This is a genomic window from Arthrobacter sp. 05T410 (assembly GCF_056396505.1).
This window is the reverse complement of sequence record NZ_JBFTLP010000024.1, coordinates 1-22,767: the sequence shown is the minus strand read 5'-3', so window position 1 is coordinate 22,767 and position 22,767 is coordinate 1. Positions and strand designations below refer to the sequence as shown.

18 protein-coding genes and 1 pseudogene are annotated in these 22,767 nt (G+C 67.6%); 12 read left to right on the top strand and 7 right to left on the bottom strand.

The window, feature by feature from the left end; genetic code table 11:
* Nucleotides 1–146: 146 nt before the first annotated feature.
* The gene (locus tag AC1DFR_RS19515) at nt 147–1,160 is read left to right on the top strand and encodes a LacI family DNA-binding transcriptional regulator (protein WP_476874236.1); all 1,014 of its coding nucleotides are present in this window, start codon (nt 147–149) and stop codon (nt 1,158–1,160) included.
* 189 nt (nt 1,161–1,349) lie between these two features.
* On the top strand, nt 1,350–2,291 hold the full coding sequence (locus AC1DFR_RS19510; RefSeq protein ID WP_476874235.1) for a type IV toxin-antitoxin system AbiEi family antitoxin domain-containing protein: 942 nt from the start codon (nt 1,350–1,352) through the stop codon (nt 2,289–2,291).
* A gap of 184 nt (nt 2,292–2,475) precedes the next feature.
* On the opposite strand, the gene AC1DFR_RS19505 is transcribed toward AC1DFR_RS19510, so the two are convergent.
* The gene (locus tag AC1DFR_RS19505; protein WP_476860065.1) at nt 2,476–3,171 is read right to left on the bottom strand and encodes a queuosine precursor transporter; all 696 of its coding nucleotides are present in this window, start codon (nt 3,169–3,171) and stop codon (nt 2,476–2,478) included.
* Between the two features lie 215 nt (nt 3,172–3,386).
* Between AC1DFR_RS19505 and AC1DFR_RS19500 the strand changes: the two genes are divergently transcribed.
* Together AC1DFR_RS19500 and AC1DFR_RS19495 are read left to right on the top strand one after the other, a co-directional pair.
* Nucleotides 3,387–4,211, top strand: coding sequence for an ABC transporter ATP-binding protein (locus AC1DFR_RS19500; RefSeq protein ID WP_476860064.1), 825 nt, complete (start codon nt 3,387–3,389; stop codon nt 4,209–4,211).
* Nucleotides 4,211–4,993, top strand: a complete 783-nt coding sequence (locus tag AC1DFR_RS19495; protein WP_476860102.1) for an ABC transporter permease — start codon at nt 4,211–4,213, stop codon at nt 4,991–4,993. Before AC1DFR_RS19500 ends, AC1DFR_RS19495 begins: the two co-directional genes overlap by 1 nt.
* Before the next feature lie 138 nt (nt 4,994–5,131).
* Here AC1DFR_RS19495 and AC1DFR_RS19490 read toward each other — a convergent pair whose 3' ends face one another.
* Nucleotides 5,132–6,586 (bottom strand): MFS transporter, encoded by a 1,455-nt coding sequence (locus AC1DFR_RS19490; RefSeq protein WP_476874234.1) that lies wholly within the window; start codon nt 6,584–6,586, stop codon nt 5,132–5,134.
* Nucleotides 6,587–6,743: 157 nt separating this feature from the next.
* Here AC1DFR_RS19490 and AC1DFR_RS19485 point away from each other — a divergent pair, with 157 nt between their 5' ends.
* Nucleotides 6,744–7,640: a hydroxymethylpyrimidine/phosphomethylpyrimidine kinase gene (locus AC1DFR_RS19485; protein WP_476874233.1), complete on the top strand. Its 897-nt coding sequence runs from the start codon at nt 6,744–6,746 to the stop codon at nt 7,638–7,640.
* Between the two features lie 31 nt (nt 7,641–7,671).
* Nucleotides 7,672–8,034, top strand: coding sequence for an iron chaperone (locus AC1DFR_RS19480; RefSeq protein WP_476874232.1), 363 nt, complete (start codon nt 7,672–7,674; stop codon nt 8,032–8,034).
* A gap of 91 nt (nt 8,035–8,125) precedes the next feature.
* On the opposite strand, the gene AC1DFR_RS19475 is transcribed toward AC1DFR_RS19480, so the two are convergent.
* The 3 genes from AC1DFR_RS19475 to AC1DFR_RS19465 all read right to left on the bottom strand — a co-directional run bounded on the left by AC1DFR_RS19475 (nt 8,126) and on the right by AC1DFR_RS19465 (nt 13,001).
* A complete protein-coding gene (locus tag AC1DFR_RS19475; RefSeq protein ID WP_476874231.1) occupies nt 8,126–9,397 on the bottom strand; it encodes a serpin family protein in 1,272 nt (423 codons plus the stop codon).
* Nucleotides 9,398–9,504: 107 nt separating this feature from the next.
* Nucleotides 9,505–11,253: a pyruvate dehydrogenase gene (locus AC1DFR_RS19470; protein WP_223914492.1), complete on the bottom strand. Its 1,749-nt coding sequence runs from the start codon at nt 11,251–11,253 to the stop codon at nt 9,505–9,507.
* A 236-nt stretch (nt 11,254–11,489) separates the two neighbouring features.
* The gene (locus tag AC1DFR_RS19465) at nt 11,490–13,001 is read right to left on the bottom strand and encodes a helix-turn-helix transcriptional regulator (RefSeq protein ID WP_028278044.1); all 1,512 of its coding nucleotides are present in this window, start codon (nt 12,999–13,001) and stop codon (nt 11,490–11,492) included.
* A 142-nt stretch (nt 13,002–13,143) separates the two neighbouring features.
* On the opposite strand from AC1DFR_RS19465, the gene aceA reads away from it, so the two are divergent.
* Both aceA and aceB read left to right on the top strand, forming a co-directional pair.
* Nucleotides 13,144–14,475: an isocitrate lyase gene (aceA, locus tag AC1DFR_RS19460; RefSeq protein ID WP_223914494.1), complete on the top strand. Its 1,332-nt coding sequence runs from the start codon at nt 13,144–13,146 to the stop codon at nt 14,473–14,475.
* Between the two features lie 200 nt (nt 14,476–14,675).
* On the top strand, nt 14,676–16,340 hold the full coding sequence (aceB, locus tag AC1DFR_RS19455; protein ID WP_476874230.1) for a malate synthase A: 1,665 nt from the start codon (nt 14,676–14,678) through the stop codon (nt 16,338–16,340).
* 219 nt (nt 16,341–16,559) lie between these two features.
* Here the strand turns inward: aceB and AC1DFR_RS19450 are convergent, their stop codons facing one another.
* Nucleotides 16,560–17,744 carry an MFS transporter gene (locus tag AC1DFR_RS19450; protein ID WP_476874229.1) on the bottom strand — a complete coding sequence of 395 codons (1,185 nt, stop codon included), beginning with the start codon at nt 17,742–17,744 and terminating at the stop codon, nt 16,560–16,562.
* Between the two features lie 137 nt (nt 17,745–17,881).
* Nucleotides 17,882–19,093: an ROK family transcriptional regulator gene (locus AC1DFR_RS19445; protein ID WP_476874228.1), complete on the bottom strand. Its 1,212-nt coding sequence runs from the start codon at nt 19,091–19,093 to the stop codon at nt 17,882–17,884.
* 257 nt (nt 19,094–19,350) lie between these two features.
* Here AC1DFR_RS19445 and AC1DFR_RS19440 point away from each other — a divergent pair, with 257 nt between their 5' ends.
* The 4 genes and pseudogenes from AC1DFR_RS19440 to AC1DFR_RS19425 form a co-directional block, all read left to right on the top strand.
* Nucleotides 19,351–20,106 carry a sugar phosphate isomerase/epimerase family protein gene (locus AC1DFR_RS19440; protein ID WP_476874227.1) on the top strand — a complete coding sequence of 252 codons (756 nt, stop codon included), beginning with the start codon at nt 19,351–19,353 and terminating at the stop codon, nt 20,104–20,106.
* A complete protein-coding gene (locus AC1DFR_RS19435; protein WP_476874226.1) occupies nt 20,103–21,245 on the top strand; it encodes a Gfo/Idh/MocA family protein in 1,143 nt (380 codons plus the stop codon). Before AC1DFR_RS19440 ends, AC1DFR_RS19435 begins: the two co-directional genes overlap by 4 nt.
* Before the next feature lie 9 nt (nt 21,246–21,254).
* A complete protein-coding gene (locus AC1DFR_RS19430; protein ID WP_476874225.1) occupies nt 21,255–22,457 on the top strand; it encodes a Gfo/Idh/MocA family protein in 1,203 nt (400 codons plus the stop codon).
* A 1-nt stretch (nt 22,458) separates the two neighbouring features.
* Nucleotides 22,459–22,767: pseudogene (locus AC1DFR_RS19425) on the top strand (sugar phosphate isomerase/epimerase); the annotation flags it as partial.

Genomic DNA, 22,767 nt, shown 5'->3' with positions numbered 1-22,767 from the left:
TCCTTTGAAATTCGGTCAGGCCGACGGCCCGACGGTAGAAATTGGAGCGCTACAAAATCTGGCGCTGAACAAAAGCGTAGCTATGTCCATATGTCCTGTCAATCGTTGACCGGTTATCCTCGGATGAGACGTGAAAGGCCCTGCAGATGTCGTTGAATACCCCCAGAACCCGCCGCCCGACGATCTACGACGTCGCCAAGAGCGCCGGCGTCTCCCCGTCACTGGTCTCGCTCGTGCTTCAAAACCCGTCAAAGGTCAGCGAGAAGCGTCGGGAGGCCGTCCGGGCGGCCATGTCGGAGCTCGGTTACCGCCCCAGCCGGGCGGCGACCACGCTCGCCAGCAGCCAGACGAAAAGCATCGGGCTGGTCATTGACGACTTCCGGAACCCCTGGTTCGTGGACCTCCTGCGCGGCATGGAATCCGTGTTCTCCCCCCACGGCTACCAGGTCACCCTCGCCGATTCCCGCCCCGGCGAGAACCGCATCACGGAGGCCGTGGACGGCCTGCTGTCCATGCATGTGGAGGGCCTCGTCATCGCCGCCGAGCCGAGCGAGTCCATGATGGCCGGCACTTGGGTTCCCGCCGTCGTCGCCGGCTGGCGGAACGGCGTTCCCGCCGGCGCCGGGCTCATCACCAACGACGACGACGGCGGCGGCCGCATGGCGGCGGAGCACCTGATCGGGCTCGGCCACACACGCATCGGACACCTCTCGGGCTCCGGCGGCGCCGCGGCCCACCGGCGGGAGGGCTTCCGCCGCCGCATCCTGGAGGCCGGCGTCGAGGCCCGGATCGCCGGTGAATCCCGCGGCACCTCTGAGGAGGACGGCTATGCGGCCGCCTGCTGGGTCCTTGACCACCACCCCGACACGACCGCCCTGTTCGCCGCCAATGACACCATGGCCCTGGGCGCCTTCGCCGCAGCCAAGGCCCGGGGCCTGTCCATCCCGGAAGAGCTCTCCGTGATCGGCTACGACAACTCCCCGCTGGCCAAGTCGCGGTATCTGGACATGACCTCGGTGGACAACCGGAGCGACATTGTCGGGTCCGGCGTCGCAAGCGCCCTGCTGGCACGGATCCAGGACCCGGCCCTCGAGCCTGAGCGCCAGCTGATCGAGCCGGACCTCATCGTCCGCGGAACCACCGCCCGCGTTCCCGGCTGACGCCCCGCCGAATTCGCGGGAAACCACCGAGTTCGCCGTAACTTTGCGGCGCCTTCGCCGCTTTCCGGCGAATTGGGCGGCGTCCAAAGCGGCCGTCCCCCAAAGAAGCCAAGGTGCGGCGCCCTCGTGTTTTCCACATAGCGACGGCGGGGCCTCCCGCCTGCTCCTGCAGCGGCCGAAGCTGGTGGCATGACGCATAACCCCGTGCTGGAGCTGCCGCAGACCGGTAACCTCTGGCGCACCGAACAGCTCCTGGATCTCGGCTTCAGCTCGCGCGCCATCCGCTCGCTCCTCGATTCAGGCACCCTCGTCCGGCTTCGGCACGGCTGCTACATCCGCGCCAGCCTCTGGAACGCCCAGTCGCATACTGTCCGGAGCCGGCAGCTCATCTACGCGCACGCCCACGGAACGCGTACGACGTCGACAGGAGCCTTCCACTACAGCCACACTTCCGCGGCGCGCCTCCGCCTCCTCCACCTGTGGGAAGTGGATGACATGATCCATGTCCTCCAGAAGGTACGGCCCTCGAACGAGCGTCACGGCAGTGACGTCCGCTGCCACACGCGCCCCTTCGCCGACCACGACGTCGCCGTGGTGAACGGCCTCCGGACCACGTCCCTGGAGCGCACGACGGCCGACTGCGCCATGCTGCTGCCCTACAGGCAGGCGTTGATCCTCACGGACCACGCGCTTCGACTCGGCGCGGACCCGGGCGCCCTGCAGGCCATGGCAGATGACCTGGACGGCCGCCGGGGCATTCGGACTTTCCGCCGTGTCCTGGCCGCGGCCGATCCGCGCTCCGAATCTCCCGGCGAGACCCTGACCCGCGATCTGATCCTGCGGCTGCGGATCCGGCCACCTGAGCCGCAGCTGGAAGTGTCGAGCCGCGCCGGGCGCCATCGCCTGGACTTTGCATGGAAGGAGGAAAAGGTCGCACTCGAGTTCGACGGCAAAATCAAGTACTTCGACTACAGTCCCACGGCCGAGGTGCTCTTCGAGGAACGGCGCCGGGAGAAGGCCTTGGTTGAAGAGGGCTGGCGGTTCGTCCGCGTGGAGTGGAAGGACCTCTTTCGCGAGCAGGAATTCAAACACCGTCTGCTTCGTGCGCTGGCCGGCCGCCGGCACCCCTGAGCGTCGAATGCGTCGCGGCGCCCGGCACCCCGCACCCCGCACCCCAACGACTCGAATTCGCCGGTAGCCCGCCACGTCGTCGGAAACTTACGGCGACACCGCGGGTTTTCGGCGAATTGGGCGGCTGCTGGCTCCGAACCGGCTAGCTCCCAACTGGCCGGCGGCCGGAGGATGAGGAGGAGTCCTAGGCGCCGTAGCTCGGTTCGCGCTTCTTGACCCAGCCGATGGCGAGCGAGGTCAGCGGGACGAAGGCGAACTCCACGAGGGTCTTGTAGAGGAAGCCCACGAGGACGTAGTTCATGAACATCGCGGCGTCGGTAATTCCGATCACAGATGCGGCGATGCTGCAGAATATCAGGGTGTCCACGAACTCACCCGCCACGGAGGAGCCCATGATGCGCGCCCACAGGGACCTTTCCCCGGTCCGCGCCTTCATCTTCACCAGGATCCAGGAGTTGATGGTCTGGCCGGCGAGGAAGGCCAGCAGCGATGCCAGCACAATCTGCGGGACCGGTCCCAGTGCGCCTTCCAAGGCTGCCTGCTTGGAGGAACCGTATTCGTCGTCGAACCCCGGAAGGGCGATGATGACCCAGTAGCAGACCGACGCGAAGACGGACAGCGCAAAGCTGGTGATGATGGCCTTGCGCGCCACTTTGAAGCCATAGACCTCGCTGATGACATCGCCCAGGATGTACGCCAGCGGGAAGAGGAAGAAGCCGCCGTCGGTGATCACGGGGCCGATCGCCACGCCCTTGGACGCCCCGATGTTGGACAGGATCAGCACCACGGCCATGACAGCGAGCATGATGCCGAAATGTGGGGAGCCGATCGAGGCGAACCTTGGTGCGGCTGACGCCGGGAAGGTCTTGGCGGAAGTCATGGGTATTCCATTCGTAGTGGTTCGCTCGGCGGCCCGCACCCGCAAGGGGAACACGCTGGGCGGCCGGCTGTATTAGCACTGGACGGCCCCGGTAACACAAGCAGCCGGAACCGCCTCCATTCTCGCACCCGACGGTGCGGGAGCCTGATGCAGCCGCAGCTTCACCCTGTGAACGCTCCGGGCATGGTGGCAGGATGGGGCCATGGAGGAGCCCCATGCCTGACTCCGCGGTTTCCACGCGCGCCCTCGTCAAGCGGTACCGCGACGTCACCGCCGTCGACTCGCTCAACCTCGACGTCCGCCGGGGCGAGATCTACGGGTTCCTCGGCAGGAACGGGGCGGGCAAAACGACCACCATCCGCATGATGCTCGGCCTGATCCGGCCGAGCAGCGGGGAGGTGACCATCCTGGGCCAGCGCATCATCCCTGGCGAGACCGCTGTGTTCGCCCGCGTTGGCTTCCTCGTCGAGACCGCGACCGCCTACCCCAACCTCACCGTGCGCGAGAATCTGGACATCCAGCGCCGGCTCACCGGTTCGCCGCCGCGGTCGGTCGCCGACTCGATCACGCTGCTGCGCTTGGATCCTTATGCCGATCGGCGTGCCGGGCAGCTCTCGCTCGGCAACAAACAGCGTCTCGCTCTCGCCCGCGCGCTGCTGCACTCCCCCGAACTGCTCGTGCTCGACGAGCCCGCCAACGGCCTTGATCCGGCTGGCATTGTCGAGATCCGCGACCTGCTCCGTTCGCTCGCCGACGGGCGCGGCGCCACCGTCTTCATGTCGAGCCACATCCTCGCCGAGGTCGCTCACCTGGCCGACCGCATCGGTATCGTCCACGACGGCCGTCTCATCGAGGAGTCGTCGCGCGACGAACTCGCCGCGAAGGCGCGCGCGTTCGCGACCGGCGCCTACACCCCGGAAGAGCGCGAGCAGGCGCTGCTCACACTGGATCTGGAGCGCTACTTCCTGGCGCGGACGGGCGATGCGCGCGGTGCCGATGGCCGGAGGAGCGGCGCTTCGTCCGAGGGCGGCGCGGTTTGATGTTCGGTCAGGTTCTTGGCACCGAGTTCATGAAGCTCCACCGTGCCAAGGCGACGTGGGCCACGCTGGCGGTGCTCGCGATCATGCCGCTCGGTATTGCGCTTTTCATGTGGATCGTGCGCGAACCGGGGCGGGCGGCCCAGCTGGGGCTTCTGGGTACCAAAGCGAGCCTTGCCGGGCTTGAGGCGACGTGGCTCCAATACTTCTACATGCTCACGCTGGTCTTCGGTGTCGGCGGGATGCTGCTGCTGACGTTCATCGTCGCCTACCTGTTTGGTCGGGAGTACGGTGATGCCACCGCCAAGAACATGCTCGCACTGCCCGTGGCCCGTCATTGGTTCGCCGCCGCCAAGCTGGCGGTCGCGGCCGTGTGGTGGATGGCGCTCATCGTCATAGTCCTCGTCGAGGCCATGGCGATCGGACTGGTGTTGGGGCTGCCGGGGTTCTCGGCAGAGTTGGCCGCGACGGGAATCGCACACGTGCTCCTCGCTGCGACGGTCTCGTTCCTGCTCGCGCCTGTGGTCGCCTGGATCGCAGTGTGGAGCCGAGGCGAAGTGGCCCCCATCGCTTTCTCGCTCGTTATGCTGGCCCTGGGCAATCTGTTCGGCAAGACCGGCTGGGCGGAGTGGTTCCCTTATTCGATCGTCCCGCTGCTGATCGGCATGGTGGCCGATCCTGTCGGCTCGCTCCAGCCAGGCAGCTATGTTGTGCTCGCGGGAACGTTCGTGGCGGGCACCGCCGCAACGATCCTGCAGCTGCGGTTCGCAGACAACGCCCAATAGCGTGGGACCGGGCCGCCGTCGTTGTCGCCGTCCATTCGCTCCTTAGGCCGCGAGTTCGCCGGAAACGCGCCAAGTCGCCGTAAACATACGGCGACCCGGCGCGCTTCCGGCGAACTCGAGGACGGCTTGCGGCCTGCCCTAGCGGCGCGAGGCGTCGATGAGGTCCTTGTCCTCGTCCCTGCCGCCGTCGCCCGGACCACCAGCAGCCGCGTCCGGACCAGCAGCCGCCGTCCCCGCAGCCGCGTCCGGACCAGCGGCCGCCCAGGCGTGGCCCTGCTCGTGGTCCAGGTGCGTGGACTTCTTGTTCTTCAGCGCGAAGATGTAGACCAGCAGGGAGATGGCGATGGCCACGGTGACGTAGGTGAAGAACAGCTCTTCCTGCCCGGTCTTCTGCAGAGCAGCGCCGATGAGCGGGACGGTGCCGCCGAAGAGAGAGTTGGCGATCGCGTAGCCCAGGCCCACCCCGAGGGCGCGGATGGACGCGGGGAAGAGCTCGGCCTTCACTAGGGCGTTGATGGAGGTGTAGCCGCCCACGATCAGCAGACCGCCCATCATCAGCAGGAACGCGGTGATCGGATCCTTGGTCCCCGCGAGCGCGGACAGGAGCGGCCAGGTGAACAGGACGCCGGTGATGCCGAACCACAGCAGCAGCGGTTTGCGGCCGACCTTGTCCGAGATGATGCCGTAAACCGGCTGGAGCAGCATGAAGATGAACAGTGCCCAGAAGTTGATGACCGACGTGTCCGTCTTGGCGATGCCGGAGGTATCGTTCATGAACTTCAGGATGAAGTTGGTGTACGTGTAGAACGCCACCGTGCCGCCAAGGGTGATTCCGATGCAGATCATGAGCGGTTTCCAGTAGCTGGTGAACAGCAGCTTCATGGTCCCGGGCTGCGCCTGGCCTCCCACGGCAGGGGCCTTTGCGGCCTCAAGCTGTTCGGCCGAGACGGTTTCCTCCATGGAGCGCCGCAGCCAGAGGACCACCAGCGCGGCCACGCCGCCCACCGCGAACGGGATGCGCCAGCCCCACTCGGTCAGCTCAGCCTTGGGCATGGCGTTCTGCAAGACCACAAGGACCAGCAGTGCCAGCATCTGGCCGCCGACCAGGGTGACGTACTGGAAGCTGGAGAAGAAGCCGCGGCGCTTGGACGTCGCAGCCTCGGACATGTACGTGGCGCTGGTGCCGTACTCACCGCCCACGGAGAAGCCCTGGATCACGCGGAGGAGGACCAGCAGGATCAGGGCCCACAGGCCGATCACGTCCTGGGTGGGCAGCACCGCAATCGCGAAAGAGCCCGCAGACATCATGGTCACGCTCAGTGTCAACGCGGCTTTGCGGCCCTTGCGGTCGGCGTACCGGCCAAAGAACCAGGCACCGATCGGGCGCATCAGGAACGACGTCGAGAAGACGGCCATGGCCTCGAGGCCGGCCTGGAGCTCGTCCTTGGAGTTGAAGAAGTGCGCCTGGAAGTAGGCCGCGAACACGGTGTAGACGTAGAGGTCGTACCACTCGACTAGGTTGCCGGCCGAGCCCTTGAGGATGTTGCCGACGGCTTTCCGGGTCTGGGCCGCTTCGGTCAGTTGGGTGCTCATCAATGAACCTTCCTGGATCCGGCGCCGCCTGTAAGCAACACCGTCCGCCACCCTAGTCCGCGTGATCCGGAACACTCAGGTTTTGTTCATACTGTTCATGGAACGCTTGTTCATGAGCACAATGCGCGCGGTTTTGGCGGGATGGCAGGATGGGACCATGACTTCTACCGCATTCGATTCCACCGCCCTGGCGGATGGCGCTGCTGCTTCCGACACAGCTACCGAGCCCGCATCCTCCCCCGCCGTCGCGCTGACCATCGCAGGCTCCGAAGCGACCGGCGGCGCCGGCGCGCAGGCTGACCTGAAGACGTTCCAGGAACTCGGCGTCTTCGGGATCGCGAACCTGACCTGCATCGTGTCCTTCGACCCCAAGGACAACTGGAACCACCGCTTTGTCCCGGTGGACCAGCAGGTCATCGCGGACCAGCTGGAAGCGACGACGGCGGCCTACGGTGCCGCGTCCGGCGCACCGGCCGTGCTGGACACCGTCAAGATCGGCATGCTGGGCAGCCCGGCGACGATTTCGACCGTGGCCGCGGCGCTGGCGGCCGGGCAGTTCACCAACGTGGTGCTGGATCCGGTGCTGATCTGCAAGGGCCAGGAGCCGGGCCACGCCCTGGACACCGACCAGGCGCTCAAGTCCCACATCCTGCCGCTGGCCACCTTCGTCACGCCCAACCATTTCGAGGCCGAGTCGCTCTCCGGGCTGGAGATTACCGACGTCGAGTCCCTCAAGGCCGCCGCGGTCCGCATCCATGAGCTCAGCGGCGCCGCGGTGCTCGCCAAGGGCGGCGTGCGGCTCGAAGGCCCCGACGCCGTCGACGTCTACTACGACGGCGAAACCCTGGAAGTCCTGTCCGCCCCGAAGGTGGGCGAGGTGGCAGTCTCCGGCGCCGGGTGCTCATTGGCCGCGGCGGTGACGGCCGAGCTCGCCAAGGGTGCGACGCCGCTGGCCGCCGCCCGGACGGCGAAGGCGTTTGTTACCGCCGGCATCCGGAACCGTGTGGCCTCGGGCGCCCCGTTCGATGCCTTGTGGCAGGGCGGCCCGCGCTAACTCGTTGCTGGGATCGTTGGAGGGAACGGCAATGGCACAGCACTTTGAGTCCGTGGAGGAATACATCGCCTCGTTTCCTGCTGACGTGCAGGAGGCGCTGCAGGAGATCCGGCGATGCTGCCGTGCCGCGGTACCCGGATCAGGGGAGATGATCAGTTACGGCATCCCGACGATCACGCTCGGGGGCAGATACGTCGTATATTTCGCGGGCTGGGCGCACCACATCTCCGTCTACCCCGTGCCCGACGGCGACGAATCGCTGAGCACGGAACTCGCCCCCTACCGCGCCGCGAAGGGCACCCTGAAGTTCCCGTTGCGGAAGCCTGTCCCGTACGAGCTGATTGGAAAAGTGGCGGCGGCCCTGGCACAAGAGCGCCGGAGCGGGACGCCCTAAGCCGCCGAGTTCGCCGGAGTCCCTCCAATTCGCCGGAAGTTTACGGCGAACTGGAGGGCTTCCGGCGATGTGGGTCCCGGTAGGCCGCCCCTCAGCGCGGGTCCGCGACCTTCCCCATGAAGATCGGGAGCCCGGTTTCGGTGTGCACGACCTGGTAGAGGAACGGCCGGTCGAAGTCGATGGTTTGGTCCGGGAGGGGCGGCACCCCGGTCACGGCGCCGTTGATCTGCGTCACGGCGGCGGCCACCGTTCCCTTCTCGGCAACGGTGATGTTGGCGGCCTGGGCGGCCTGCGTGAGCGTCAGCTTCGGCTGGATGGCGTCGAAGTCTTCGGTGGTGACCAGGGTCCTGGCCAGCCCCAGCGCTTCAAATACCTTCCGCAGGTCGAAGGTGCTCTTGTGGTCCCACTTGGGCAGGGAGATCAGTGCGGAGACCTCCGGGGCCGTGTCCAGGGCCGCCGCAATTGCCGTCAGCTTGGCCGCCGTGAGGCTCTCCGGCCCAACGCCAGGACCGGGCAGCACCAGCCGCATGGCAAAACCTTCTGCGTACGGCAGCTCGACCGCCCGCCAGCCAGGGCCCTCCGCATAGGCCAGCTGCAGCGAGTTGTACATGGTCGGCACGCTGATTTCCTCGCCACCGGACTTCGTGAAGGGGCTGTCCGAGGTGTCGTTCGGGTCGAAAGGCGACTGCCATGCCGCGGCGAAGTACAGGGCATTGAGGAGGCTGAACGTGTTGTCGCGATCGTACTCCGCAGGTGCTTTCTTGATCCGGCCGCCCGTGTTCCGGTCCACCCAGGCATCCAGGGCCGGCCCCGTGGCGGCCTCATCCCGGAAGTCCACGGGGTACACCCCGGTGCCGTAGTGCCGGGCAAGGGTTTCCAGGTAGTTCTTTCCGGTTGGTACGTCCTTGTCCACAAACAGACCGTTGGCCGCATGCATGACCGGCTTCCGGGGCGGGTCCTTTTCGTCGACCGAGCCGGGATCACCGTCGTACGCAGCCAGCGAATCGAGCAGGGCGTTCATGGCCTCATCCCGGTTGCCGTCCGGGAGCCCCAGCACCTGGTCCATTTCGACGGCGGTCTCCCCGGACGCCCCTGCCCGCAGCATGGCGAGCGCGATCAGCAGGCTGCCGGGGGACGACACCACGTTCCCTTCGGCCCCTTCACCGCCGTCGGCCAGCAGCGCGGCTCCCAACGTCAGGGCGGAGGCCCGGAATGCCTGAAATTCGGCAGCGTACGCGGCGCGGTCCACCGGCACCCGTTCGACGCCGTCGGCCTTCACAAGCCCTGGTACCGGGGGCGCACAAGCCGTGAGCACGGCGATGGTTCCCGCCGCCACAATTTTCGCCATGCGGTGATCTTTCATGGCCACCCCCTTCGCCTCGATTGGTGCGCAGTTCGCCGGAATGTCTCCAGTTCGCCGGACATGTCCGGCGAGCCGGGCAGCTTCCGGCGAACTCGCCGGGCCCGCCCCTAGCGCCGCGGGACGTTCCGCAGATTGCTCCGTGCCATACTGACGGCCTCGCCAGCGCCCCGGTTCAGGACCACTTTGGACATCGCCGTGGCGAAGCCCAGGACCTGCGCGCCCTTGATCTTCGGCGGGAGGGACAGCGCCTTGGGGTCCGTGATGAGCTCCACCAGCGACGGGCCGGGGTGGGCGAAGGCTTCCCGGTACGCCGCCTCGATGCGGGACGGATCCGTGACGCGCTCGGCGTGGAAGCCCAGGGCCCGGGCAACGTCCGCGTAGTTGGCGTCCGGGACGTCGACGCCGAAGTCCGGGAGCCCGTCCACCAGCATTTCGAGTTTCACCATGCCCAGGGTGGAGTTGTTGAAGACCACCACGTTCACGGGCAGCCGGTGCGCGGCGACCGTAATGAGCTCGCCCAGCAGCATCGACAGGCCGCCGTCGCCGGAGACCGAAACCACCTGCCGGCCGGGGTATGCCAGCTGGGCGCCGATCGCGTGCGGCAGCGCGTTGGCCATGGACCCGTGCAGGTACGAGCCGATCAGCCGGCGGGTGCCCAGCGGGTTGATGTACCGGGCGGTCCAGACATTGCACATGCCGGTGTCCGCCGTGAAAATCGCGTCCCTCGCCGCCACTTGGTCCAGCAGCGAGGCCGCATATTCCGGGTGGATCGGCTGTTTCGTCCCGACGTTGCGGGTATATGCCCCCACGGCCTTGTTCATGAGCCGGTCGTGCTTCTTCAGCATCGCGTCCAGGAAACGGCGGCTCTTCTTGGCCGTGACCAACGGCATGAGGGCGGCAAGGGTGGGGAGGACGTCGCCGTGCACTGCGACGTCGACGTCGGTCCGCCGCCCCAGTTTGTGCGCGGCCCGGTCCACCTGCGCCGTCCGGGTTCCGGGAAGGAACTGGTCGTAGGGGAAGTCCGTGCCCAGCAGGATCAGCAGGTCCGCGTCCTCGATGCCCTCGGCCGCGGCGCCGTAACCCAGCAGCCCGGTCATGCCGATGTCATAGGCGTTGTCGTACTGCATGAAGTCTTTGCCGCGGAGGCTGTGGCCGATCGGCGCCGCGATCAGCCCGGCGAGCGCAATCACCTCGTCGTGGGCGCCCTCGACGCCGGCACCGGCAAAGATGGCCACCTTGCCGGCGGCGTTGATGGCGTCGGCCAGTTCCTGCACACTCGCGGGGTCCGGCATCAGCGTCGCCGGCCGGAAGGTCGCCGGGGCCGGCGTTTCGGCCGTCGCCTCCAGGCCGGCGATGTCACCGGGAAGGGTCACGACGGCGACGCCCCTGAGGCCGACGGCGTGCTGGATGGCGCTGTGCATGACGCGGGGCGCCTGCTCCGCGGTGCTGATCAGCTCGGAGTAGACCGAGCACTCGTTGAAGAGCCGGTCGGGGTGGGTTTCCTGGAAGAAACTGCTGCCGATCTGTTTGCTGGGGATGTGAGAGGCGATGGCCAGCACCGGCGCCCCGGAACGGTTGGCGTCGTACAGGCCGTTGATCAGGTGCAGGTTGCCGGGCCCGCAGGAGCCGGCGCACACCGCGAGCCGGCCGGTCAGCTGGGCTTCCGCCGCCGCGGCGAAGGCGGCCGCCTCCTCATGCCGGACATGGATCCAGTCGATACCGCCCTGTTGCGAGCCTCCGGTCTTGCGGACGGCGTCGACAATCGGGTTGAGGCTGTCCCCCACAATCCCGTAGATCCGCTGCACGCCGGCAGCCTGGAGTTGTTCGATGAGCTGGGTGGCAAGTTCCTTGGCCATGGGCGCACGCTCCCGTGAGATGGATCGATGAGCTGACACAGGCCAATATAGTCCGCCCGCCTGCCAGCCGCCCCCACGGAACGCTCCCTCAGCTTTGGCAACCGATCGCCGAACGCTTCCTCACCTGATCTGAGAGAGCACCGGGGAGCTTCGGGCCGGATCTGAGGGAGCGTCCCGCCAAAAACCGCAGGACCTGAGGGAGCGTCTGGGAAAATCCTGCAGAAGCTGCGGGAGGGTCAACTCCCCGAGTGCGCCTGCAGGAAGGAGTAGACCTCGGTCTCGTCCACGCCCGGGAAGGCGCCCGGCGGCATGGCCGCCAGCAGGTGGGAATGGGCCCGGGCCGAGGGCCAGGCGTTCCCGGCCCACTCGGCGGTCAGCGACGCCGGCGGGCGGCGGCAGCAGCTTTCGTCCGGGCAGGTGGACTTGGACCGCTCGGTGGTGTCGCGGCCGCGGAACCACTTCACGTGCGCATACGGGACACCCACGGAGAGCGAGAACTCCCCGTTCGCGGAGCGTTCCGTCCGGGCCGTGCACCAGTACGTCCCGGCCGGGGTGTCGGTGTACTGGTTGTAGGCGCTGAACTTGTCCGGGACGTCGAACACCACCCGGGACGTCCAGTTCCGGCACGAGAACTGACCCTCGATGGCGCCGGTGTGGTCCTGCGGGAACGTCACGCCGTCGTTCTCGTAGGCCTTGTAGATGATGCCGCTCTTGTGCGTCTTCTGGAAGTGCGTGCGGATGCCCAGGTGCTGGGTGGCCAGGTTTGTGAAGCGGTGCGCGGCGGTCTCGTAGGACACCGCGAAGGCGTCCCGGATGTCCTCGACCGCGATTTCCTTGGCCTGCTTGGCCTCCTGCAGGAATGCCACGGTGGCCTGCTCGGGCAGCAGCAGCGCGGCGGCGAAGTAGTTCGTGGCCACGCGCTGCATCAGGAAATCGCCGTAGTTGTTCGGCGTCTGGTGGCCCAGGACGTAATGGCCCAGCGCCTGCAGCAGCACCGAACGGGGGTCGTGATCGCTGCGGGCGTTCTGCGTGAGATAAATTCGGCGGTTCTTAAGATCAGTCACCGAACGCGTGGAATGAGGGAGATCACCCACATGGTGGAGGCTGAATCCGAGATGCCCGGCGATGTCCGAAATGACGTGGTGGGACAGCGGACCGCTGGTGTGGCCCACCGAGGCCAGGACCTTCTGCGCCTCGGCCTCATACTCGGGGAAATAGTTGTTCCTCTCGCGCATCATCGCGCGCAGTTCACCGTTCGCGCGGCGGGCCTCCTCCGGCGTCGCGACCTGCTCATTGAGCCGGCGTTCAAGCTCATGCTGCAGGCCCACCATGGACTCCAGCACATCCATCGGAAGCCGCGAACTGATGCGGATCTTGGGCAGGTTCAGGGACTCATAGATGGGGCTGCGCTGGTACCGTTCCAGCTCGATCTCCAGCGCCGCACGCCGGTTGGGCGGCTCCGCGCCGAGCAGTTCGTCGATGCTCACCCCGAGTGCGGCCGCCAGCTGCTGGAGCAGACCAAGCTTGGGCTCGCGTTTGCCGTTTTCCATCAGGCTCAGCTGGCTGGGGGCCGTCCCGACGGCGGCACTCAGGTCATCGAGCGTGAGCCCTGCCGCCTTGCGCAGATGCCGGACGCGCCGGCCCAGGCTGATGACATCCACCTCCGGCGCTGCGGGCGCGGACGACGCAAGGGCTTGGCGGTTCCAGCTGGTTGAGTGCATTTCTTGAGAATACGCGAAGAAGTGCATTTCTTTCCATAGCTTTGGTCTAGAAACCCCTTGGAAAGTGCAGAAAAGTAGAACTCACGGAAAGATTCACTATCCGGGAACAACCAGCCAGGATCTGCAGAGACGCAGACTGACCGGCCCCGGACCCACCAAGGAGACAAAGATGACTGCAGCATTTGAGCCCACCCAGCAGACGCCCGAGCAGCAGGCCGCCGCACTGGAGCTCGAGTGGGCCGCCAACCCCCGCTGGGAAGGTGTGACCCGGGACTACAAGGCCTCCGACGTCGTCCGCCTCCGCGGCCGCGTCTCCGAAGAACACACCCTCGCCCGGCGCGGCTCCGAAAAGCTGTGGAAGCAGCTCACCGAAGAGCACAAGACCGGCGGCTACACCAACGCCCTCGGCGCCCTGACCGGCAACCAGGCCGTGCAGCAGGTCAAGGCCGGCCTCCGCGCCATCTACCTCTCCGGCTGGCAGGTCGCCGCGGACGCCAACAACTCCGGCCACACCTACCCGGACCAGTCGCTCTACCCCGCCAATTCCGTTCCCACGGTGGTCCGGCGCATCAACAACGCCCTGCTCCGCGCGGACCAGATCGAGTTCTCCGAAGGCATCCAGACCGTCGAGGACTGGATGGTCCCGATCGTGGCCGACGCCGAGGCAGGCTTCGGCGGCCCGCTGAACGCCTACGAGCTCATGAAGTCCATGATCCAGGCCGGCGCCGCGGGCGTGCACTGGGAAGACCAGCTCGCCTCGGAAAAAAAGTGCGGCCACCTCGGCGGCAAGGTCCTGATCCCCACCCAGCAGCACGTCCGGACGCTGAACGCGGCCCGGCTCGCCGCCGACGTCGCCGGTACCCCGTCGGTCATCATCGCCCGCACCGACGCCGAGGCGGCCACCCTGATCACCTCCGACGTCGACGAGCGTGACCAGGAATTCATCCTCCGCGAAGGCGGCCAGCCGGTCCGCACCCCGGAGGGCTTCTACAAGGTCCGCAACGGGATCGAACCCTGCATCGCCCGCGCCAAGGCCTACGCCCCGTACTCCGACCTCATCTGGATGGAGACGGGCACCCCGGACCTGGAACTGGCCCGCAAATTCGCGGAATCCGTCAAGGCCGAGTTCCCGGACCAGATGCTCTCCTACAACTGCTCGCCGTCGTTCAACTGGCGCAAGCACCTTGATGACGCCACGATCGCGAAGTTCCAGCGCGAACTCGGCGCCATGGGCTTCACCTTCCAGTTCATCACCCTGGCCGGCTTCCACGCCCTGAACTACTCGATGTTCGACCTCGCCCACGGCTACGCCCGGGAAGGCATGAGCGCGTACGTCGAGCTGCAGGAGAAGGAATTCGCCTCCGAGTCCCGCGGCTACACCGCCACCAAGCACCAGCGCGAAGTCGGCACCGGCTACTTCGACGACATCGCCACCGCGCTCAACCCGAACGCATCCACCCTGGCCCTGGTGGGATCCACCGAAGAAGGCCAGTTCCACTAGAACTCACGACGGCGGCAGTTCCGCCAGCGGACCGAACGCTCCCCCGCGTGCTATTCCCCATTGCCGCCTTCGCCATTGCCCACCTCGGCGGGGCGGCAATGGGGCCCCTTTTACGCACGCTTCCGGAGCATCCGGCCCGCCGTCTTCAGCGCACGTCACCACCCGCCGTCGAACTTTTGCTTCTCCAAGGAGAGATTGAGATGAACAGCTTCACTGACAACTTCACTATCAACGGGATCACGTTGACCGCGCAGCCGATTTGCCGGCAGAGCGAGGTCCTCACGCCGGACGCGCTGGCGTTTGTTGCCAAGCTGCACAAGGCCACGGCAGGGCCCCGTCGGGAGCTGCTGCAGGCACGGCAGGAACGCCGCCAGCAGATCTCCAAGGGCCAGGACCCGCGGTTCCTGCGCGAGACCGAGTCCGTCCGCAACGACCCGAACTGGCGCGTGGCTCCCCCGGCCCCGGGCCTGGAGGACCGCCGCGTGGAAATCACCGGGCCGGTCGACAAGAAGATGACGATCAATGCGCTGAATTCCGGCGCCAAGGTGTGGCTCGCGGACATGGAGGACTCCTCCACGCCGTCCTGGCGCAACGTGATCCAGGGCCAGCTGAACCTCACCGATGCGCTGGAGCGCAGGATCGACTTCACTTCCCCGGAGGGCAAGGAGTACAAGCTGCGCCCGGCCGGGGAACTGCCCACAGTCGTGGTCCGCCCCCGCGGCTGGCACCTGCCGGAAAAGCACATGCTCATCGATGGCACGCCTATTGCCGGCGGGATCGTGGATTTTGGCTTGTACTTCTTCCACAACGCCCGCCGCCTGATCGCCCAGGGCAAGGGCCCGTACTTCTACCTGCCGAAGATCGAGAACCACCTCGAGGCCCGGCTGTGGAACGACATCTTCATCATGGCGCAGGACCTGCTGGGCATCCCGCAGGGCACCATCCGCGCGACCGTGCTGATCGAGACCATCACCGCGGCGTTCGAAATGGAGGAGATCCTCTACGAACTTCGGGACCACGCCGCGGGCCTGAACGCCGGCCGCTGGGACTACATCTTCTCCCTGATCAAGAACTTCCGCACCCGGGGACCGCGCTTCGTGCTCCCGGACCGCGGCCAGGTCACTATGACCCAGCCGTTCATGCGCGCCTACACCGAGCAGCTGGTCCGGGCCTGCCACAAGCGCGGCGCCATGGCGATCGGCGGCATGGCCGCCGCCGTCCCCAACCGCAAGGATGCGGACGCCAACGCGATCGCCTTCGAGAAGGTCCGCGCGGACAAGACCCGTGAGGCGAACGACGGCTTCGACGGCTCCTGGGTGGCGCACCCGGACCTGGTGCCGGTCTGCCGCGAGGTGTTCGACGCCGTCCTCGGCGAGCGTCCGAACCAGCTCGAGCGCCTCCGCGAGGACGTCACCGCGGACGACCGCGCGCTCCTGGACATCTCCGCGACCACCGGAACCATCACTGAGCAGGGCATCCGGAACAACATCGAAGTGGGGATCCGCTACATCGAGTCGTGGCTGCGCGGCAACGGCGCGGTGGCCATCCACAACCTGATGGAGGACGCCGCCACCGCGGAAATCTCCCGCTCGCAGCTGTGGCAGTGGATCTTCGCCCGGGCCATCACTGACCAGGGCGACGTGATCACCCGGGAGTGGGTGGAGGACATGCTGGACGAGGAATTCGCCAAGCTGGAGCGCTTCGAAGGAGACCGTTTCGCCGACGCGCGGGACATCTTCGAGGAAGTCACCCTCAGCAGCGAGTTCCCGGCGTTCCTGACGCTGCCGGCCTACGACCGCTTCCTGCATGAAGCGCGCGACGGCGCCGACGCCGCCAGCGGGGACCCCGCACTGGTTCCGGCGTAGGACTCCGCGTCCCGGGCAACCGGGTCCGCACAGATTTCCGTTGGCTGGGCTGCCAGGCCCTTCGCAACAGGCACCCCGAAATCCGGGTGGCAGTCCAGCAACGGAAAATCCCCCCGTGCTCGACAACGGCGTCGAGACGACAGGTAAGGCCCATGTTCCCCGCGAACATGGGCCTTACCTGTCGTCTCGATTGACATCACCCCGGCGCGCGACAGCGAATCAGTGGGGCTTCGGCACCCGCCGCAGTGACAGCGAGGTGCCCAGGATGAACGCGGCCACCGAGCCCAGGATCATCAGCAGCGGTCCGGTCCAGGCGCCGGTGGTCCCGTGGACGTAGCCCAGCAGGGTCGGCGCCACTGCCCCGAAGGAGTATCCCGTCCCCTGGACGACGGCGGACATCCGGGCCGCCGAGGTCTGGTCCCGCGCCAGCCGGATAATGGCCAGGAAGATCAGCGTGATGCCGCCGCCCTGGGCCACACCGCCGAAGGAACACCACAGCCACCACAGCTCCGGTGCCAGCAGCAGGCCCACGGGTACGGTGAGCCACAGCAGCCCCAGGGCGAGGCCCACCGCCGTCGTACTGGCGAACCGGGCCGCCAGCGGCACGCCCAGTCCGCCCACAATGGCCAGGATCTGGAAGAGCGAGGACCCTGCCCCGGCGGCTGCGGGCGCCATGCCGAGTTCGTCCGAGAGCAGGCTCGGCAGCCAGGCGGTCACTCCGTAGTAGGAGAACGCCTGCCCGGCGAACCCGAAGGTCAGCGCTGCCGTGATCCACCGGGAGGTGAGCTTGCCGGGCCGCCGCGGGTCCGCCGCGGCGACGGCGGCAGGAATGAAGGCCCGCCGGCCAACCGCGATCATCCACACGGCGGCGGCCGCCACCGCGAACAGGCCACTGGCGGCAATCGCGGGCCGCCAGCCCAGGAGTTCAGCCAGCGGCGCCGACACCATGGAGGTCAGGAACGAGCCGATGTTCAGCGCCGCGGTGTAGGTGCCCATCGCCGCGCCTTGCCGGGCGGGGGTGAAGTCACGGCGGATGATCAGCGGGACCACGATGTTGCCGATCGTGATGGCGACGCCGAGGATCACCGTGCCCAGCATGACCAGGGCACCCCCGCCGGCCGAGCGGACCACGACGCCGAAGAGCACCCCCAGCAGGGTCAGAGTGATGGCGAATTCGGGCCCCAGCTTGCGCCCGGCCAGCGAGGCCAGGGGTGCGGCCAGGGCAAAGCACAGGACCGGGATGCCGGTCAGGAATCCAAGTTCCACGGGGGTGAACCCGAGATCGCCCTCCAGTTGGGCGATCACCGGCGCCACCGCCACCAACGGGCCGCGCATGTTCAGCGCGATCAGCCCGATCGCGAGCATGAGGAGCCAGCCGCGCGGCGCCCGGGCCACGCTGCTCATGGGGCGGCCCGTAGCCCGGCGGGCGGGCAGAAATATGATTTCATCAGTCCCATTGCTATCACGGGCCCCGGCCGCGCCTTCGGAATGTGACGCTTTCCCGGACACCCCTGCCGGGCGCGCCGCTTCCCCGGACACCCCTAGCCCGTGGCCTGCAGGGTCGCCTCAATGACCGCGGGTGAGAGCACATGCTGCGTGACCATCTGGCTGGCGCCGAGGATCGCGGCCTGGTCACCGGCCCGGGACACGCCGATCCGCAGGTGCGCCGTGGCCAGCGGCAGCGAGCGCCGGTAGACCACCTCGCGGACGCCGGCCATCAGATGCTCCCCGGCCTGGCCGAGGCTTCCGCCGATCACAATCACCGAGGGGTTCAGCAGGTTCACGACCATGGAAAGGACGTCGCCGAGGTCCCTGCCGGCCTGCCGCAGCGCCTGGATTGCCTGCAGGTTCCCTTCGGCGACCAGGCGCAACACATCGCCGCCGTCGTGCGCCGGCAGGCCCTGCCGCGTCAGCGCCTTGGCGACGGCGGGCCCGGACGCCAGGGCTTCGAGGCACCCGTAGTTCCCGCACCGGCACAGCACGTCATCGCCACGTGGAACCCGGACGTGTCCGAGGTCGCCGGCCGTCCCGTTGGCTCCGCGCTGGAGCTGGCCGCTGCTGATGATGCCCGCCCCGATGCCGGTGGCCACCTTGATGAACAGGAAGTTTTCGTCGTCAGGCCAGTGCGCCGCGCGCTCCCCCAGCGCCATGATGTTAACGTCGTTGTCCACCAGGACCGGCACCGGAAGGGACCGCTGGACGTGGCGGACGACGTCGAACCCGTCCCAGCCGGGCATGATTGGCGGCTTCACCGGCATGCCGGTGGCGTGTTCCACGGGCCCCGGGAGCCCGATGCCGGCGCCGGCCAGGTCCCCAGTGCCCCGGCCGGCCCCGCCGAGCAGCTGCAGCCCTTCCTCGATCACCCGGTCCAGGACAACCACCGGGCCGTCGGCGACATCCTGCGCCAGCCGGCGCTCCGCGAGCACCGTCCCGCCAAGGTCCGTGACGGCGATGATCACGTGGGTGGCCCCGACATCCACCGCCAGGACGACGCGGGCCGCCGGGTTGAAGGCAAAGCGCGACGGCGGGCGGCCGCCGCTGGAGCTCGCCTCCCCGGCGGGGCCGACGAGCCCGGAGACCATCAGCGCGTCGATGCGGGAAGCGACAGTGGACCGGGCGAGCCCGGTGGTAAGGGCCAGCTCCGCGCGGGTCCGGGCCTTGCCGTCGCGCAGGAGCTGGAAGAGGTCTCCGGCGCGGGACAGGCTGCCGCCGGCCTCGGGGGTTGCGGGCTCGGTGCCGGTGGGCGTACTCATGAGTAAGTGATAGCACGAAGATCTTCTGCATGTCACGCTTCACAAAGATTGACACGTAGGGTCCAACTTTTGCTTGACGCCCGGCAAAAGTCTCCCTAGTTTAGAGCCATCGTGTTCCTCCGCTCCAGACAAATCATCTCGCTGCCCATGGGCGTGCAGTCCTTCTTCGCGCAGAACCAAACGGAATGGATGCCCCCCTTCCCGCCGTCAGGGCTGACCCTCACACCTTTGAAGCCGAACTCATGCAAAGGAATCCCGTGTCTTATTCAATCCAGCTGTACACCCTCCGCAACGCCCTCCAGGAAGACTTGCCCGGCACCATCAAAAAGGTCGCCGAACTCGGTTTCACCCAGGTTGAGCCCTACAACTTCGTCGCCACGGCCGCCGAGCTCGGCGCTGCCCTGAAGGAGAACGGCCTGACCGCCCCGTCCGGCCACGCCCCGCTGCTGAGCCAGGACCAGGACGAAATCTTCGCCGCGGCCAAGGAGTTGGGCATCACCACGGTGATCGACCCCTACCTCCCGGCCGAGCACTGGCAGTCCGCCGAGGACGTCCAGGCCACCGCCGCGAAGCTCAACGCCGCCGCCAAGAAGGGCGCCGGGTACGGCATCCGCGTCGGCTACCACAACCACGCCTGGGAGCTGGAGTCCAGCATCGAGGGCCAGACCGCCCTGGAGTACTTCGAGGGACTCCTGGACCCGGAACTCGTCCTGGAAGTGGACACCTACTGGGCCGCCGTCGGCGGCCAGGACCCGGTGCAGCTGCTGCAGCGCCTCGGCGACAGGGTCAGATTCATCCACATCAAGGACGGCCCCGTCTCCACGGACACCAAGGCGCAGCAGCCGGCCGGGCAGGGCAAGATCGCCGTGCGGGACGTCATCGCCGCGGCTCAGTCCCTCGAAGTCGGCGTCGTGGAATTCGACGACTACTCCGGCGACATCTTCGACGGCATCGCCCAAAGCCTGGGCTACCTGCAAAGCGGTTCCGCCGGCGCGCAGGGCGTGAACGCATGAGCGCCGCACCGAACCGTGTAGCAGCGAACCGTGCCGCCGGCCGCGGCCCCGTGGGCGTCGCCGTCATCGGCGCCGGCAACATCAGCAAGCAGTACCTGGACAACCTGACCGTCTTCCCCGACCTTAAGGTCCACGTGATCGCCGACCTCTTCGAGGAGGCGGCCGGGGCGCGGGCCAAGGAATACGGCATCCCGGAGTGGGGCGGGGTGGACGCCGCCCTGAACCACCCCGACGTCGAAATCATCGTCAACCTGACCATCCCGGCCGCGCACGTGGAAGTGGCCACGGCCGCCGTCGATGCCGGCAAACACGTCTGGACGGAAAAGCCGTTCTCGCTGGACCGCGATTCCGGCCTGGGCCTGCTGAAAACGGCCGACGCCGCGGGGCTGCGGCTGGGCTGCGCCCCGGATACGTTCCTGGGCGCCGGGCTGCAGACTGCCCGGCGGCTGATCGAACGTGGCGACATCGGCACCCCGCTGACGGCCATGACCACGTTCCAGACGCCCGGGCCGGAATCGTGGCACCCCAACCCCGCGTTCCTCTTCCAGCACGGCGCCGGGCCGCTGTTCGACATGGGCCCGTACTACCTCACAGCCCTGGTGCAGACGTTCGGCTCCGTGCGCCGCGTGGCCGCGACCGGATCCAAGGCAAAGGAGGTCCGGGTCATCGGTTCCGGCCCCAAGGCCGGCGAGGAATTCACGGTCGAGGTCCCCACCCACGTCTCCGCCATGGCCCAGTTCGAGTCCGGCGCGTCCTCCCACAGCGTGTTCAGCTTCGAGTCCCCGCGGCTGCGGATGGGCTTCGTGGAGATCACCGGGACCGAGGCCACCATCTCGCTGCCCGATCCAAACTACTTCGACGGCGACATCAAGCTCTGGCGCGCCGGCGACGAGGAATGGACCGTTATTCCGGCCACCGGCCCCAGCCAGGGCCGCGGCATGGGCGTGCTGGACATGGCACGCTCCATCCGCGCCGGCGTTCCGCACCGCGCCACCGGCAACCTCGCCTACCATGTCCTGGACACCATGGTCTCGATCTCCGAGTCGGTCGATTCGGGCACGTTCATCGATGTGGAAAGCTCCGCGCCCACCTCCGCAGCCCTCCCCGAGGACTGGGACCCCACCGCTTCCACACTCTAGGGACCAGCAATGAATTCCCACGAAACCACCCCCGGCCCCGCCGCCGGTTCACGTTTGGGTGTGGCCATGATCGGGTACGCGTTCATGGGCAAGGCCCACTCGAACGCCTGGCGGAATGTTGCCAGCTACTTCGACGTCCCGGCGTTCGAACGGCGCGTCCTGGTCGGCCGCGACCCGGCCGGCGTCGCCGAGGCGGCCGCAAAGTACGGCTGGGCCGAGTCCGCCACGGACTGGCGCGCAGTGATCGCCCGGGATGACATCCACATCGTCGATATCTGCGCGCCGGGGTTCATGCACGCGGAAATCGCCATCGCCGCGCTGGCCGCCGGCAAGCACGTCCTGGTCGAGAAACCACTGGCCAACACCCTGGCCGAGGCCGAGGCCATGACCGCGGCAGCGCAGGCAGCCCGGGAGCGAGGGGTGCAGTCCATGATCGGCTTCAACTACCGCCGGGTCCCGGCCCTGGCGCTGGCCCGGGAGCTGATCGCGGAGGGCCGGCTCGGCGCCGTCCGGCATGTCCGCGCCGCCTACCTGCAGGACTGGCTCGTGGACCCGGATGCGCCCATGACGTGGCGGCTGAACAAGGACACCGCCGGGTCCGGGGCGCTGGGCGATATTGCCAGCCACGCGATCGACCAGGTGCTGTTCCTCCTGGGCGAGCCGGTCACCGAGGTCTCCGGCCGACTGCACACTTTCACGCCGCGACGCCCGGGCGCTGCCGGGCTGGAGGAGGTGACGGTCGACGACGCCGCCTGGGCCACGCTGACCCTCGCCTCCGGGGCCATCGCCTCGGTGGAGGTCTCCCGGGTGGCCGCCGGGCGGAAGAACTCGCTCACGCTGGAGATCTATGGCGACAAGGGAGCCCTGCTCTTCGATCTGGAGGACCTGAACGAGCTCTGCTTCCTGGACGCCACACTGCCGGTCCGCGAACAGGGCTTCCGCCGGATCCTCGTCAACGAACCCGAGCACCCGTACCTTGAAGCATGGTGGCCGCAGGGCCACGTGATCGGCTGGGAACACACGTTCACGCACGAGATCCGCGACTTCCTCACCGCGGTGGGCAACGGAACCCAGCCGTCGCCGTCGTTCGAGGACGGCCTGAGCGTCCAGCGGATCCTCGCCGCCGTGGAGGAAAGCGCCGCGGCCAAAAGTTCACTCATCCAGCTCACCCCGTCCGCACGGACCACCCAAACGATTACCGAAGGAACCTGACATGCCCCGCCCGTACACCCTGTTCACCGGCCAGTGGGCCGATCTGCCCTTCGAGGAAGTCGCCCGCCTGGCCTCCGGCTGGGGCTACGACGGCCTGGAAATCGCCGTCTCCGGCGACCACCTGGACGCCTGGCGCTGGGACGAACCCGGCTACGTCGAGTCCAAGCTGGCCGTACTGGAGAAGTACAACCTCAAGGTCTGGGCCATCTCCAACCACCTCAAGGGCCAGGCGGTGTGCGATGACCCGATCGACTTCCGGCACGAGGCGATCGTCGGGGCCAGGGTCTGGGGCGACGGCGAGCCCGAAGGC

Excerpts from the sequence above, each read along its gene's own strand:
- AC1DFR_RS19510 (WP_476874235.1), top strand. The coding sequence starts at position 1,350 with ATGACGCATAACCCCGTGCTGGAGCTGCCGCAGACCGGTAACCTCTGG.
- AC1DFR_RS19445 (WP_476874228.1), bottom strand. The coding sequence starts at position 19,093 with ATGAGTACGCCCACCGGCACCGAGCCCGCAACCCCCGAGGCCGGCGGC.
- AC1DFR_RS19500 (WP_476860064.1), top strand. The coding sequence starts at position 3,387 with ATGCCTGACTCCGCGGTTTCCACGCGCGCCCTCGTCAAGCGGTACCGC.
- AC1DFR_RS19515 (WP_476874236.1), top strand. The coding sequence starts at position 147 with ATGTCGTTGAATACCCCCAGAACCCGCCGCCCGACGATCTACGACGTC.
- AC1DFR_RS19485 (WP_476874233.1), top strand. The coding sequence starts at position 6,744 with ATGACTTCTACCGCATTCGATTCCACCGCCCTGGCGGATGGCGCTGCT.
- AC1DFR_RS19430 (WP_476874225.1), top strand. The coding sequence starts at position 21,255 with ATGAATTCCCACGAAACCACCCCCGGCCCCGCCGCCGGTTCACGTTTG.
- AC1DFR_RS19470 (WP_223914492.1), bottom strand. The coding sequence starts at position 11,253 with ATGGCCAAGGAACTTGCCACCCAGCTCATCGAACAACTCCAGGCTGCC.
- aceB (WP_476874230.1), top strand. The coding sequence starts at position 14,676 with ATGAACAGCTTCACTGACAACTTCACTATCAACGGGATCACGTTGACC.
- AC1DFR_RS19465 (WP_028278044.1), bottom strand. The coding sequence starts at position 13,001 with ATGCACTTCTTCGCGTATTCTCAAGAAATGCACTCAACCAGCTGGAAC.
- AC1DFR_RS19480 (WP_476874232.1), top strand. The coding sequence starts at position 7,672 with ATGGCACAGCACTTTGAGTCCGTGGAGGAATACATCGCCTCGTTTCCT.
- AC1DFR_RS19475 (WP_476874231.1), bottom strand. The coding sequence starts at position 9,397 with ATGAAAGATCACCGCATGGCGAAAATTGTGGCGGCGGGAACCATCGCC.
- AC1DFR_RS19435 (WP_476874226.1), top strand. The coding sequence starts at position 20,103 with ATGAGCGCCGCACCGAACCGTGTAGCAGCGAACCGTGCCGCCGGCCGC.
- AC1DFR_RS19450 (WP_476874229.1), bottom strand. The coding sequence starts at position 17,744 with ATGAGCAGCGTGGCCCGGGCGCCGCGCGGCTGGCTCCTCATGCTCGCG.
- AC1DFR_RS19495 (WP_476860102.1), top strand. The coding sequence starts at position 4,211 with ATGTTCGGTCAGGTTCTTGGCACCGAGTTCATGAAGCTCCACCGTGCC.
- AC1DFR_RS19490 (WP_476874234.1), bottom strand. The coding sequence starts at position 6,586 with ATGAGCACCCAACTGACCGAAGCGGCCCAGACCCGGAAAGCCGTCGGC.
- aceA (WP_223914494.1), top strand. The coding sequence starts at position 13,144 with ATGACTGCAGCATTTGAGCCCACCCAGCAGACGCCCGAGCAGCAGGCC.
- AC1DFR_RS19505 (WP_476860065.1), bottom strand. The coding sequence starts at position 3,171 with ATGACTTCCGCCAAGACCTTCCCGGCGTCAGCCGCACCAAGGTTCGCC.